Source organism: Rhizobium sp. AN68, from assembly GCF_030758035.1.
In the GTDB taxonomy this organism is placed as follows: domain Bacteria; phylum Pseudomonadota; class Alphaproteobacteria; order Rhizobiales; family Rhizobiaceae; genus Agrobacterium; species Agrobacterium tumefaciens.
Genome location: NZ_JARWMI010000002.1, coordinates 436,909 through 449,782 on the forward strand (window position 1 = coordinate 436,909; position 12,874 = coordinate 449,782).

Genomic DNA, 12,874 nt, shown 5'->3' on the forward strand with positions numbered 1-12,874 from the left:
TCTTTTTTCTCCACTCCCGGAAGGCCATGTTTACGATGCCTTTGCCGAGAGGTCGCGGTCGAACAAAGTCGACCAGGTGAATTGTTTGGCTGACGAGACTTCCCGCGATACATCAAGACGCGGAAGAACCTTTTCCCCGAAACGGAAGGCCTCTTCCAGCAATGGCATGCCGGACAGAATAAAGGTATTCACGCCCGCCTTTTTATAGGCCTCCAGCGTGCGGATCACCGTATCGGGCGAGCCGACAATTGCGGTGCCCGGTCCCGGCCGGACAAGACCGATGCCGGCCCAGAGATTGGGGGCAATTTCGAGATCACGCAGGTTCTCAGGCTTCTGTCCACCATGCATCGCCGTCATGCGCTGCTGGCCGACGGAATCGGTCTTTCCGACGAAACGCTGGTTGGCTGCAATGGCACGCTCGTCCATGCGCCCGTAAAGATCGGCGGCGGCGGCCCATGCCTCTTCATCCGTATCGCGGACAATCACGTACAGACGAATGCCGTATTCCAGCTCACGGCCGAGTTTCTCCGCCCGCGCCTTGACGAGATCGACCTTCGCGCCGATCTGGTCGGGCGTTTCGCCCCAGGAAAGATAGGTCTCGACATGTTTGGCGGCAACCTCGATCGCCTTGTCCGAAGAGCCGCCGAACCATAGCGGTGGTGGCTCTATGCCTTGCCCCACCGGCAGTGCCAACTTTGCGCCTTCGGTCTGGAAATGGCGGCCCTTGAAATCGACCGTCTCACCGGCAAAAAGACGATGCCAGATCTGCAAATATTCATCCGCCATATCGTAGCGTTCGTCATGCGGCATGGTCATGCCATATGCACCGAGCATCTTGGCATCGCCCGAGACGACGTTGATCAGCAGGCGTCCGCGCGAAAATTCCTGAAGCGTCGCCGCCATCTTGGCGAGCAGCGTTGGCGCGACAAGACCGGGATGAATCGCGACCAGAAACTTCAGCCGCTCGGTATAGGAAAGCAGCGCGCCAGCCAGAACCCACACATCATGCGCGCCGGTGGCAAACAGGGCGCCTGTGTAACCAAGCTGATCATAAGCAAGCGCAAGCTGCTTGTAATAGCCGAGATCGACCTTGCGGGATCCTTCCGGTTGCCAGGGATAGGCGCCATCGGGCGCGCACATGTACCAGAAAACGTTCATCTGTCGCCTCCCGCGCTGGCTGATTGTGGGGCCGGTCTCTGCCCGGTCAGAACCGGTAGAGAGAAATGGCCGTGCCTGTAAAGCGTATCGGCCTCCTCCTGCTGTTCGGCAAGGATATTTTCGGCGGCGGGCACCACCGAAAGATCGCGCGAGCGCAGCACCTTTGCCCAGGACTGCGCATCGCCTTCGCTGCCCGGCTCGGCGGCAAGAAGGGCCGCGGCTCTGTCTATATCCGCCATGACGGCGCGGCCAACGCGGTCAAGTTCGGCGGCAATCGCCTCGCGTTGTTCCAGCGCCACAGTGTGACGCGCAAGCGTCCAGAACAGCGAACGGTTGGGAATGGTGGAGCCGCAACGGACCAGAAGACTGATCCCGTCATGGGTCAGGGCTTTTTCGAGCCGTGGTGACATCGTCACCCAGGCATCGACGCGGCCTTCCACGAGATCGCGCAGGCTATCGCTGTCACCGCTCTCGATGCGTATCACATCCGCAAGGCCAAGCCCCGCCCCTTCCAGGCTACGCGCAAGAAGAAAGGTATGAAAAGACCCGTCAATCAGCGATATGCGTTTTCCCGAAAGGTCGGCCGCAGAGCGGATGGGGCTGTCGCGCCGCACGAGGATCGCGCCGTTTGCGGGGCGTGGTGCCGAGGCAGCGATATAAGCTGCGGAAAGCCCCCGCGCATCCGCCTCGATTGGCGGCGTCGAGCCCGTGCCGCCGAAATGAATTTCGCCTTTTTCCAAAAGCGCTGCGGTATCGCGCCCCTCACGGTAGGGCACGAATTCCGGATCGAATTCATCAAACGCGCCGGGCCAGAGCCGGGCGAGCCGCAAATGCAGATTGTTGGGATGGACCCCGATTTTCATGTCGACACCTCATTTCTCAATCAATCTACTTTTTTATAGAATGTTTTCGAGGAACGTTTTGGCGATCCTCTGCGGGAAAGCGAAAGAGAAATCTATCAATCCTGTAGATTTTAAAAAATTCGATGACGCGGTCAAACTCGGCCTAATCAAACCATTGAAATTTATCGCAATACAATTTACTTTTTTATATTTTGAAAAAATGGACCTGTAGTCGTGACGAAACCGGTTTCCAATCTCATCTGCCGCAGCGTGGTGGAGGCGAGCGAGCTCTTAAAGCTTGTCGCCAACGCCAATCGCCTGGCCATCGTCTGCTATCTCATGGAAACGGAGGCTTCCGTTTCCGCACTGGAATATGAACTCGGCATTCAGCAACCGACACTTTCACAGCAGCTTGCCGAATTGCGCGATGCCGGTGTGATAGAGGGCTCGCGGGAAGGCAAACAGGTGATTTATCGCGTCACCGACCCGCGCATCATCCAGCTCGTTGCGACATTGCGCGGTCTTTATACTGATCTTTCTGATGTGACCGGCAAGAAAGGCAGGCGAGCTTTGCCACTAGATGAGGCGATGTTCGATTAGCATGATCGACCTCTACACCTGGATCACCCCGAACGGCCTGAAAATCTCGATTGCGCTGGAGGAACTCGGCCTGCCCTATATCAGCCACGCCATCGACATTGAAAAAGGCGAACAATTCTCAGCCGACTATACCCGCGTCAATCCCGGCTCGAAAATACCGGCAGTCATTGACCGCGATGACGGCACAGTTCTAGCGGAATCGAACGCGATTCTGATCTATCTCGCCGAAAAGGCCGGGCGTCTTCTGCCTGCCTCCCCTGCTGCGCGGCTGGCAGTCACCGAATGGCTGATGTGGCAGGCCGCCAATTTTGGCCCGACACTCGGTTATGCCCATTATTTCCTGACCTACAATACCGGACAGGCACCCTTTGCCGAGGCGCGTTTCGCCTCGGATACGGAGCGCCTCTACCGCACACTGAACCAGCGCCTGACGGGCCGGGAATTCATCGCCGGTGATTTTTCCATAGCCGATATCGCCATCTGGCCATGGGTCTCGCGTTTCGCGCGCCATAAAATTGACCTCGACGATTTTCCGGCGGTACAGCAATGGTATCGCCAGCTCGGACAGCGCGAAACCTTCCGGCGCGGTTACCGCGTGCCTTTCGCGACATCAGACGTACCTGGTCTTTAACCCGCTTTAGCGGGCGACAAGGTGACCGGGCGAGACCTCACGGTATTCACGCGGTTTCACCACGTAATCGATCGCGCGGATCGGGCTTTTCAGCTCGTCATTCGCGGCATTTCGCCGGGTGTTTCTGCGGTCCGGGTCCGGCACCGGCACGGCGGCCATCAGCTTGCGGGTGTAATCATGCTGCGGATTGTCAAACACCGCCGCACGTGGGCCGATTTCAACGATCTCGCCGAGATACATTACCGCTACCCGGTGGCTGACGCGCTCCACCACCGCCATGTCATGGCTGATGAACAGGAAGGCGAGATCGAGGCTTTGCTGCAGATCCAGCATCAGGTTGATGACCTGCGCCTTTATCGAAACGTCCAGCGCCGAAACGCTCTCATCGGCGACAATCACCTTCGGCTGGAGCGCAAGCGCGCGGGCGATACAGATACGCTGACGCTGGCCGCCGGAAAATTCATGAGGGTAGCGCGCCGCCATATCGGGCGAAAGGCCGACCTTCGCCAGCATATCGGCCACAACATCCTTTGCCTCGCGGGCGTTTCCCATGCGGTGCTCCAGAAACGGTTCGGCAATCGCCGCACCCACCGTCATGCGCGGGTTGAGCGAGGCATAGGGGTCCTGAAAGATCATCTGCACCGTTTTGCGCATCTCGCGCATGCCTGATTTGTCGAGGGCGAGAATATTCTCGCCATTAACCATCACTGAGCCGGCATCCGGCTCGATCAGCCGCATGATGGCGCGCCCGGTGGTCGATTTGCCGCAACCGCTTTCGCCGACCAACGACAATGTCTCGCCGGCCCTGAGATCAAAGGACACATTCTCCACCGCATGCACGCGGCCGCTGAGCCGCCCCAAAAGGCCGGAGTGAATATCGAAGCGCTTGGTCAGCCCTTCTACCTTGAGCACCGGCTGGGCACTCGCGTCAACGGTATCGCCCTGCCGCGCCGGCTGCTGCGTTTCGCCTGTGGTGGTGTTGACGATGGGAAACCTCAGCGGTCTTTCCTCACCCGTCATGGAACCCAGAACCGGAACGGCGGACAAAAGCGCGCGGGTATAGGGATGCTTGCCGCGATGAAAGATATCAGCGGTCGCGCCAACTTCCACCTGCTCGCCGCGATACATGACAACGGTACGATCGGCGATTTCCGCTACCACGCCCATATCATGGGTGATGAACAGAACCGACGTGCCTTCCTCCTCCTGAAGCGTCTTGATGAGGTCAAGGATCTGGCCCTGAATGGTCACGTCGAGTGCGGTCGTCGGCTCATCGGCGATCAGCAGCTTCGGCCGGGATGCAAGCGCCATGGCGATCATCACGCGCTGGCGCATGCCGCCGGAAAAGCGATGCGGATATTCATCGAAACGCGATGCGGCTGAAGGAATACGGACCTTTTCGAGCAGCCGAACCGTCTCCGCCCTCGCGTCGGTTTTCGACATCGGCTGGTGGCATAACAAGGCCTCGGAAATCTGGTCGCCGATGGTGAACAGCGGATTGAGGCTGGTCATCGGCTCCTGAAAGATCATGGCGACCTCGTTTCCCCTCACCTGCCGCATGGCATCTTCGGAGAGGGACAGCAGGTTGCGCCCTCCAAGCAGGATTTCACCCTCCACCCTGCTGCTTTCACGATCCAGCAGCCGCATGATGGAGAGGGAGGTAACGCTTTTACCCGAACCGCTTTCACCGACGATCGCGACCGTTTCACCCGGCCCGACATCAAAGGAAATATCACGAACCACGGGTTTCCAGCCGCCATCCACGTGAAAGGACGTGGTGAGATTGCGGACGGAAAGCACGGCATCTTCGGCACCAACGGGTGCGGCCTGCGGCATGGTCATGATCGTTCCCTTCTTGTCGTTAGGTTTTGGCGGCGCAAGCGGTCAAGCCTAGTCCGGCCAGCGCAGCATGCCGTCGAAGCGGTGTCGGCTCCGGTCTTCGAAAGGTGTTGCAATCACCTCGTTGGAGGCACGCGCCTTGTCCAGTTCCTCGGCCAGACGAGACGCCACGATGGTTTCCTGTCCGGGATGCAGATTGCATGGGTCGAGATAGAAATAGCGATGCTCTACCTCGTGGTCGCGGGTGATGATGGGAGGATTGCCCCTGGCCAACGCTGTCGTCAGGTCCCAGGCAGTGATATGCGCTTCTTCGGCATCGATGATCACGCGCAGCCTGTCGAGCGGGTTATTGGTCGGATCCGGCTCGATGAGCGCGGTCACGCCCGGGCGGCCATCCAGCGTTTCCTTCCAGAGATTGAGATATCCGGTCTCGCGCTCACGGATGCCGGCATGGTCGCGCTTTTCCCAGGCTTCCAGTGCCGCCATAACGCCATAGATGCTTTCCTTGCCGACCTTCATGCCGCGGCCAATGCCCATATTTTGCAGGAAGGCGTTGCGCACCAGTTCCTTACTTCCGGCCACGATGCCGGAGGTGGGGCCACCGAGGAACTTGTGGCCGGAATAGAGGACAATATCTGCGCCGGTGGCCAGAAACAGCTCCAGATCATATTCGGACGCCGCATCCACGATAACCGGAACACCCTTGACATGGGCGATCTCTACGAATTCGGAAAGATGCAGCAGGCCGTAACTCACGACATGGTGCGAGATGACATAGACCGCCGCCGCCGTCTTTTCGGTGATGGCGTTTTCCATGTGGAAGCGATGGGTCGATGTGGCCTGCCCGACCAGCACCACCTTGCCGCCGCCAAGCCGGATCGCCTGATCCACCGGCGCGCCGTAGCTCACCACATGCCCCATCTGCACCAGCACTTCGTTCTTTTCCGGTGCGATATCAGGCAGCTTTTCGATGGCCAGGAGATTGTTGCCGGTGATGGCGCCGGCAACAGCAAGGCTGATGCCGGAAGAGCAGGAAGCAGTGACGAAACCAGCCTCGCCGCCCGTCAGTCTCGCGATGATCGCGCTTGCCTTGCGCTGCAGATCGTTGATCTCTACGAATTGCGGCAGGATTGCCGCCATCGCCTCAACCGCCTCTGGAACGACGATGGAAGCACCGAGCGACGTCATGGTGCCCGAGACGTTGATGACCGGGCGAAGGCCGATCCTGCTTCTGATATCCTCGGTCATGTCTTTCTCCTGTCTTTGCGATGCGATAGGCATCGACATATATGCCATAATAATGTAATAGCTTCTAAAAATTCATGAGGAGCCCGAAATTGGACGCCCATAAACTGGACGAATTGTCTTCACACGCCTTGTCCGCGACCGAGGAAAACCCGGACGCGAAGGTGGCCAAGCGCTCGCGTGTCAGCGGCATTGATCGCGCTCTTCAGGTGATTGATTACCTTTACGAAACCGGATCGCCAGCTGGCGCTTACGCCATTGCCAAGGCGATCAAGGCGCCACTTTCCACCGTCTATGTGATCGTTGACGATCTGGTCGAAAAGAACATGCTGGCGCGCAACGCCGAAGGTAACATATGGCTCGGCGCACGGCTTTATCACTACGGCCTTGCCTATGCCCGCTCGCTGGATTTCATGGGTGTCGCCACCCACGAAATGCATGATCTGTGCCGCCATGCGGGTGAGACGGTGCAGCTTTGCGGTCGCGACGGTGACCATATGCTGGTGCTCGCCATGGCGGATGGCCCCAGCCATTTCCAGGTTGCCTCGCGCGTCGGCACCCGTGTTCCATTGAACTGGACGGCATCCGGCCGCCTGCTCGTTGGCCATCTGCCGGAAGAGGAGCGCGTCGAGCTTTTCAAACGCTGCGCCCGCACATCGCCCACCGGCCGTGCGGAAATCAACCCGGAAGCGCTTTCTCAATCGGCAGGCACGGCGTTCCGTGACCGGCTGTCGATACAGGTTGCGGAATCCGACTACGCTGTTGCCTGCATCGCCTCGCCGATCTGCGACACCAATGGAGAATGCGTGGCGACGATCTCCATCGTGCTGCCGGAACAGAAGGTGCTGGCGGACGAAAACCACTATACCGAACAGGTCAGGGTTTCGGCCGAAAGGATCGAGAAGCTGATGGGCTGGCGCAACCATTGAACGGCCTCAATCCCTCAGCGCGATGATCGCTTCTATCTCGACGGTGATGTTGCCCGGCAGCGAACCGAACCCCACGGCGGAGCGGGCGTGCTGCCCCGCATCGCCGAACACATCGATGAAGAGATCCGAACAACCGTTGATGACGCTTGGATGATCGCGGAAATCGCTGACGGCATTGACCATGCCCAGCAGCTTGACCACCTTCTTCACCCGCGACAGATCCCCAAGCGCCTCATGCATGACGGCAAGAAGATTGATGCCGGTTAAACGCGCATGCTGGTACGCCTCGTCCAGCCCGATCTCGGCTCCGACCTTGCCGGCGTATAGGTGTCCGTTCTCCTCCCTCGGGCCCTGCCCCGAAAGATAGAGCATGTTGCCTTCCACCACATGCGTGACGAAATTGGCGATCGGCGGCGGTGGCGGCGGCAGCGAGATGCCGAGCGCGGCAAGCCGGTCGTAGGGCGAATGACGCCCATCTGCCTCAAACGAAGACTGTTTCACGCGAATTCCTCATAATACCGGGACGGGTATCCCTATTCTTTGCGGAAGACGGAGAGCATCCCTCCCCGCCGCTCCAGTCGGTTCAGCGCCAGGAATAGCCATGGCTGTGGCGCACGAGCTTGCGCGCTCTCGGGACATAGCGGCTGGCGGCAATGGCCTCCGCACCGATGACCGCATAGCGCGGCTCGAACAGCCGCTTGAGACGCGAAACATCGCCATTGGAATCGGTCGCCTCCAGATCGGCATCGACAAGATCGAAAACCGTGAAATCCGCGCGCTGGCCAACATCGAGGCGGTTTTCCATGTCGAGGCGGATGATAGAGGCCGGATTGCGGGTGACGGCCTCGACGACATTTTCGAAGGGCATATCGACCGAAAGCAGCTTCGACATGGTCGTCGCCAGATCCCAGACGGGGAAATTCATCGAATGGCCATGCAAATCCGTGGAGATCGAGAAGGGCAAAAGGCCGCGCGCGATCGCCGCTTCCGCCACCTTGAAGGAGAAGGATGCACCGCCGTGGCCGATATCCAGCCGGATGCCTTCCCCCGCGCAGCGCTCCGCGAGGCTGAACAGGTCCTCGTCTTCCATGATGCTGGAGCCGGACTTGCCGTTGAAGCAATGGGTCACGACATCGCCGGGACCGAGAATTTCCAGCACTTCATCGTAGAGCGCAGGCGGTTCACCCACATGCACCATCATCGGCACTTTCAGGATCTTGGCGATCTTCTTGCCGAGTTTGACCGGCGTAACACCCCAGGAACCCGTAATGACATGGCTCGCCCGCACCTTGAGGCCAACGATATGCTCGCTGTTCTCGGCATAACATTCAAGGATGCGGTCGAGGTCGATATCCTTGATATCGCGCAGTTCCGGCACCCGGTTGCAGGCGACAAGCCCGATGGAGCCGAGATTGAGGAAGGCCTTGATGCGTTCCTTCGATGGTTCGATGATATATTCGCGAAAACCGTGGAAATTTGCTTCCCCCGCCGAACCGGCATCCACCAGCGTCGTCACGCCGCGCTCGGCCCCGCATTCTGAGGGGCGGATGGAGATATCGGTGCCGCCATGCCAGATATGCACGTGCAGATCCACCCAGCCGGGCGAGACGAATGCGCCCTTTGCGTCGATGCGCTGCGCATCCGCCGGCGCCTGAAGGGCAGGCCCAACCGCCACGACCTTGCCATCGCCGCCGATCAGGATATCGGTCTGGGCCTGTGGCGCCCCCTTTTCGAAGCCGACGGGCTTTGCATTGGAGAGAAGAATGGGAGCTTGAAAAGGCGTTTTTGCCTGTTCACCGGACGTCATATTACAAATCCCTTCGCAGTCTTGGGTCGAGCATGTCCCGCAGCCCGTCGCCGACCATTTGCAGCGAGAGCACGGAAAGAATGATGGCAAAGCCGGGGAAATAGGTCATCCAGTCCGCCTGGCCGATATATTGGCGGCCAGCGGAGATCATGGTTCCCCAGGTCGGAATTTCGGGGCTGACACCCAGCCCCAGAAATGAAAGGCCGGCCTCGGCCAACATGGCGCTGGCGAAAAGGAAGGTGCACTGCACGAGGATCGGCGAGATCAGATTGCGCAGCACATGCCGCGTCATGATGTGGAAGGTGGAGATGCCGAGCGCCTTGGCCGCCTCCACATAGGGCAATTCCCGGATCACCAGCGTCGAGGCGCGCACGATGCGGGCAAGGCGCGGCGAATAAACGACGGCAAGCGCAATGATTACCGTCGTCAGCGACGGCCCGAGTGCGGCCACTAGCGCGATGGCCAGCAAAATATCCGGAAACGCCATCATGGCATCGATCAGTCGCGCGATCGGCGTATCCAGTTTCTGGAAGAAACCGGCAAGCAGGCCGAGCGTGATGCCGATCAACGCCGAGAGCGCCACCACGGCGGCCCCGACCAGAAGCGACAGCCTTCCCGCAAAGATGGTACGGGAAAAAACGTCACGGCCGAACTCGTCGGTGCCGAACCAGTAGAGTTCGCTCGGCGGTTTCAGACGGTTGACGATCGAGAGTTTCGACGGCGAATAAGGCGCGATCATCGGCGCGAAAACGGCGAGCAGCACGAAGACGAGCAGCACGATCAAACCGGCTGCGACCGTCTTGCGCTTCAACAGACGCCGAATGAACAGGATGGTCGGGTTGCGCGCCGGCTGGGCGGTGGAGGTGATATCGGCCATCAGTAACGAACCCTCGGATCGACCAGCAGATACAGCATGTCGATGGCAAAATTGATGAGCACGTAAAGCCCGGCGATGACGAGAAGCGCGCCCTGAATGACCGGATAATCGCGCCTCAAGACGGCTGACACGACGAGATTGCCGACGCCCGGCAGGCCAAACACGGTTTCCGTAACGACCGCGCCGGAAATCAGCACGGCGGCGGTGAGACCAAGCACGGTGAGGATGGGGATAAGTGCGTTCTTCAGCGCGTGTTTCATCACCACCCGGCGTTCCTTGACGCCCTTGGCTCTGGCGGTGCGGACATAGTCGTCGCCGAGAACATCCAGCATCGAGGCGCGGGTAAAGCGCAGAATGAGGGCGGAAGAAACGAGGCCGAGTGCGATGGCCGGCAAGGTCAGGTGATACATGCGCTCGAGGAAGCTTGCGCCTGGACCGCCATATCCCGACACCGGGAACATATCGAGCCGGACGGCGAAGAACTGCATGAGGATCAGGCCAAGCCAGAAGCTCGGAATGCTCGCCGCCAGCATCGCAATGGTTGTCGCTGCCTGATCCACGAAGGAACCGCGCCGGTAAGCGGCATAGATGCCGATGGGAAGCGCGATGGCACTGGCGATCAACAGCGAAAAGATCGTCAGGAAGAAGGTCGGTTCCGCCCGATCCAGAAGCGCCGATCCAACCGGCATGTTGAGGAAGATCGACTGACCGAGATCACCGCGCAGCAATTGCCCGATATAGTAGACATATTGCACGCCAAGCGACTGATCTAGGCCAAGTCTGGTGCGCAACTCCGCGATGTCCTGTGCCGAGGCGTCCGGCCCGAGCATCACCGCCGCCGGATCGCCGGGCGTGACGCGCAGGATGATGAAAACGATGGTGACGACGAGAAACATCACCACGATCATTCCGGCAAGTCTCTGGAAAATATACCGTATCACGTATGAATGCTCCGAAGCGCGTGATGGGCCGCTCTCAGGCGACGGTTGAACAGAGTTGTCGACGAGTGCCGGTAAACCCGGCGCTCATGGCTGGAAGACTCCCGCTGATCCGGCATCCAGCCACCGCGCGTCTGCGTGGTGAAGGCGTCCTCTTGCGGTCAAAGACTTGATCGCGCTGGACCCCGGATTCAGTCCGGGGTCACGGAGTGCGGAGCGGTCTTACTTCGTAACCGAAGCATTCCAGAAATAGGGCCAGGGAGCCGGATCGACGCCATCAAGCTTGTTGGACTTCGCCGCCACGGCGTTGAAGTCGCCGATCTTGATGAGCGGCAGCTCGTCATAGATCGTCTTCTGCACCTTGGCCCAGAGAGCAATGCGCTTCTCCGGATCAGCCTCCGAGGTGAAAGCGTCCACCGCCGCCTTGCGCGTCGGCGTGTCCCACCAGCCCGGCGAACCTGTGGAAAGCGCGCCAATCAGCGCCGGCTCCGGCAGGAAGGGGCTGTGGCTGATGTAGATATCCCAGAGCTTCGGGTCGGCACGGCGCTGCGTCAGCGTCGCCCAGTCCACCACCTGCATATCCACCTTGAAACCGGCAAGCTTCAGATACTCCGCTGCCACCTGCGCCATTTTGTAGTGGAACTCATACTGACGGCTGGTGAGGATGCGCAACGGCTCGCCATTATATCCGGCGGCCTTCAGCTTTTCGGCTGCGGCCTCCGGGTTGCCGACATTATAATTGCCTTCGACGCCCTCTTCCGAATGCCAGGAGAAATTGGACGGATAGTAGGCGCCATCAAGCGCATAGAAATCCGTGCTGCCGAACGCCGCCGCCAGCATGTCCTCCATGTTCAACGCTTCTGTCACCGCCTTGCGGACCTCAAGCTTGGAAGACAAACCTTCCTTGGTATTGAATACAAAGACCGGATAACCGAAGGGCTTCAGCATCAACGGCTGCGAGGCCGAGGAGGACTTCACCTTGGCGAAGGATTCCACCGGAATGGAATCGACGTAGTCATACTGGCCGGAAACAGCGGCCTCGACACGGGTATTCGGATCGGGAACCGGAACGAAACGGATTTCATCGAGATACTGATGGCGCGCACCGCCATATCCGTCACTTTCACCGTCACGAGACTTGTAGCCGTCGAAACGGACGAGCTGGATATATTGGTCCGCCTTGCGTTCCTTCAGCATATACGGGCCGGTACCGACAAATTCTGTCATCGGCTCAGCCTGCTTTTCAGCGGGCAGAATGATGGCTGCGGAGTTGTTGAAAGCAAGCAGCGAGGTCAGCGGCGCATAGGGCTGCTTGAGGGTGATTGTCACCCTCTCGGCATCAGGCGCGGAGATATTGTCGATGAAACCGGCGACCTGTTTTCCGCGTGATGCGATCTTCATCCAGCGGCCAAGCGAGGCGACGACATCTTCCGAGGTCATATCGCTGCCGTCATGGAACTTGATGCCCTTCCGCAGCTTGATCGTGTAGGTTTTGCCGTCCGCACTGATGTCAGGCAGGCTTTCAGCCAGAAGCGGCGTCACCTTCCACCCCTTGTCGAAGGTGTAGAGCGTTTCGAAAATATGTTGCGTGACAATGCCGACGAGATCGGCCGTCGAGGCCATGGGATCGAGTGTCGGCGGCTCGCCGATCGTGGCGACATTGATGACCCCGCCCTTTTCCGCAGCCATCATCACGCCCGGCGCTAGCATCAAAGCGGCAGTGGCGAGAAATGCAAGTTTACGTCTCATTGTTAAGCTCCCAGCTCCTGGTTCCGACCTTATGAGTTCCATTATTATGTTATATCAATCTTTATAACAGAATAACTCGATAGGGCGCCTTGTCAATGACAATGCGGCGCGAGTAATGGTTTCCAAGACAGGCGAAATGGAAGACGGGCCTTCGCAAGAGGCGGAAACGGAACGTAAGTCGAAGGAAAACAAGCTATTTCGCCCGAAACACGGCGCGCGGCAAACACCGCTGCTGCCAGCCGGAACTGCGGAAAACTAC

Annotated in this window: 12 protein-coding genes; 3 read left to right on the top strand and 9 right to left on the bottom strand. The window is 59.2% G+C overall.

Annotated elements, in window-relative coordinates:
* Window positions 1-30: 30 nt before the first annotated feature.
* Window positions 31-1,158, bottom strand: coding sequence for an LLM class flavin-dependent oxidoreductase (locus RBH71_RS05460; RefSeq protein WP_025595728.1), 1,128 nt, complete (start codon window positions 1,156-1,158; stop codon window positions 31-33).
* Window positions 1,155-2,021: an ABC transporter substrate-binding protein gene (locus RBH71_RS05465; protein ID WP_111802582.1), complete on the bottom strand. Its 867-nt coding sequence runs from the start codon at window positions 2,019-2,021 to the stop codon at window positions 1,155-1,157. The genes RBH71_RS05460 and RBH71_RS05465 overlap by 4 nt, the downstream gene beginning before the upstream one ends.
* 213 nt (window positions 2,022-2,234) lie before the next feature.
* Here RBH71_RS05465 and RBH71_RS05470 point away from each other — a divergent pair, with 213 nt between their 5' ends.
* Together RBH71_RS05470 and RBH71_RS05475 are read left to right on the top strand one after the other, a co-directional pair.
* On the top strand, window positions 2,235-2,600 hold the full coding sequence (locus tag RBH71_RS05470) for an ArsR/SmtB family transcription factor (RefSeq protein WP_003510774.1): 366 nt from the start codon (window positions 2,235-2,237) through the stop codon (window positions 2,598-2,600).
* A gap of 1 nt (window position 2,601) precedes the next feature.
* On the top strand, window positions 2,602-3,231 hold the full coding sequence (locus tag RBH71_RS05475; RefSeq protein WP_111802584.1) for a glutathione S-transferase family protein: 630 nt from the start codon (window positions 2,602-2,604) through the stop codon (window positions 3,229-3,231).
* 6 nt (window positions 3,232-3,237) lie between these two features.
* On the opposite strand, the gene RBH71_RS05480 is transcribed toward RBH71_RS05475, so the two are convergent.
* A complete protein-coding gene (locus RBH71_RS05480) occupies window positions 3,238-5,073 on the bottom strand; it encodes an ABC transporter ATP-binding protein (RefSeq protein ID WP_111802585.1) in 1,836 nt (611 codons plus the stop codon).
* Window positions 5,074-5,121: 48 nt separating this feature from the next.
* A complete protein-coding gene (locus RBH71_RS05485) occupies window positions 5,122-6,318 on the bottom strand; it encodes an aminotransferase class V-fold PLP-dependent enzyme (RefSeq protein ID WP_111802586.1) in 1,197 nt (398 codons plus the stop codon).
* Between the two features lie 89 nt (window positions 6,319-6,407).
* Here RBH71_RS05485 and RBH71_RS05490 point away from each other — a divergent pair, with 89 nt between their 5' ends.
* On the top strand, window positions 6,408-7,244 hold the full coding sequence (locus RBH71_RS05490; protein WP_003510788.1) for an IclR family transcriptional regulator: 837 nt from the start codon (window positions 6,408-6,410) through the stop codon (window positions 7,242-7,244).
* Window positions 7,245-7,250: 6 nt separating this feature from the next.
* On the opposite strand, the gene RBH71_RS05495 is transcribed toward RBH71_RS05490, so the two are convergent.
* From RBH71_RS05495 to RBH71_RS05515, 5 genes are all read right to left on the bottom strand, one after another.
* Window positions 7,251-7,745, bottom strand: coding sequence for a RidA family protein (locus RBH71_RS05495; protein WP_111802588.1), 495 nt, complete (start codon window positions 7,743-7,745; stop codon window positions 7,251-7,253).
* An 82-nt stretch (window positions 7,746-7,827) separates the two neighbouring features.
* Entirely contained in the window at window positions 7,828-9,051 is a 1,224-nt protein-coding gene (locus RBH71_RS05500) for an amidohydrolase/deacetylase family metallohydrolase (RefSeq protein ID WP_111802589.1), read from the bottom strand.
* Between the two features lies 1 nt (window position 9,052).
* The gene (locus RBH71_RS05505; RefSeq protein ID WP_019564634.1) at window positions 9,053-9,928 is read right to left on the bottom strand and encodes an ABC transporter permease; all 876 of its coding nucleotides are present in this window, start codon (window positions 9,926-9,928) and stop codon (window positions 9,053-9,055) included.
* A complete protein-coding gene (locus tag RBH71_RS05510; RefSeq protein ID WP_003510794.1) occupies window positions 9,928-10,869 on the bottom strand; it encodes an ABC transporter permease in 942 nt (313 codons plus the stop codon). Before RBH71_RS05510 ends, RBH71_RS05505 begins: the two co-directional genes overlap by 1 nt.
* 219 nt (window positions 10,870-11,088) lie before the next feature.
* Window positions 11,089-12,615: an ABC transporter substrate-binding protein gene (locus RBH71_RS05515; RefSeq protein ID WP_111802590.1), complete on the bottom strand. Its 1,527-nt coding sequence runs from the start codon at window positions 12,613-12,615 to the stop codon at window positions 11,089-11,091.
* Window positions 12,616-12,874: the final 259 nt, after the last annotated feature.

What these genes read in the sequence shown, in the direction of transcription:
- RBH71_RS05480 (WP_111802585.1), bottom strand. Translation starts at nt 5,073, where the DNA reads ATGACCATGCCGCAGGCCGCACCCGTTGGTGCCGAAGATGCCGTGCTT.
- RBH71_RS05515 (WP_111802590.1), bottom strand. Translation starts at nt 12,615, where the DNA reads ATGAGACGTAAACTTGCATTTCTCGCCACTGCCGCTTTGATGCTAGCG.
- RBH71_RS05505 (WP_019564634.1), bottom strand. Translation starts at nt 9,928, where the DNA reads ATGGCCGATATCACCTCCACCGCCCAGCCGGCGCGCAACCCGACCATC.
- RBH71_RS05475 (WP_111802584.1), top strand. Translation starts at nt 2,602, where the DNA reads ATGATCGACCTCTACACCTGGATCACCCCGAACGGCCTGAAAATCTCG.
- RBH71_RS05485 (WP_111802586.1), bottom strand. Translation starts at nt 6,318, where the DNA reads ATGACCGAGGATATCAGAAGCAGGATCGGCCTTCGCCCGGTCATCAAC.
- RBH71_RS05465 (WP_111802582.1), bottom strand. Translation starts at nt 2,021, where the DNA reads ATGAAAATCGGGGTCCATCCCAACAATCTGCATTTGCGGCTCGCCCGG.
- RBH71_RS05500 (WP_111802589.1), bottom strand. Translation starts at nt 9,051, where the DNA reads ATGACGTCCGGTGAACAGGCAAAAACGCCTTTTCAAGCTCCCATTCTT.
- RBH71_RS05460 (WP_025595728.1), bottom strand. Translation starts at nt 1,158, where the DNA reads ATGAACGTTTTCTGGTACATGTGCGCGCCCGATGGCGCCTATCCCTGG.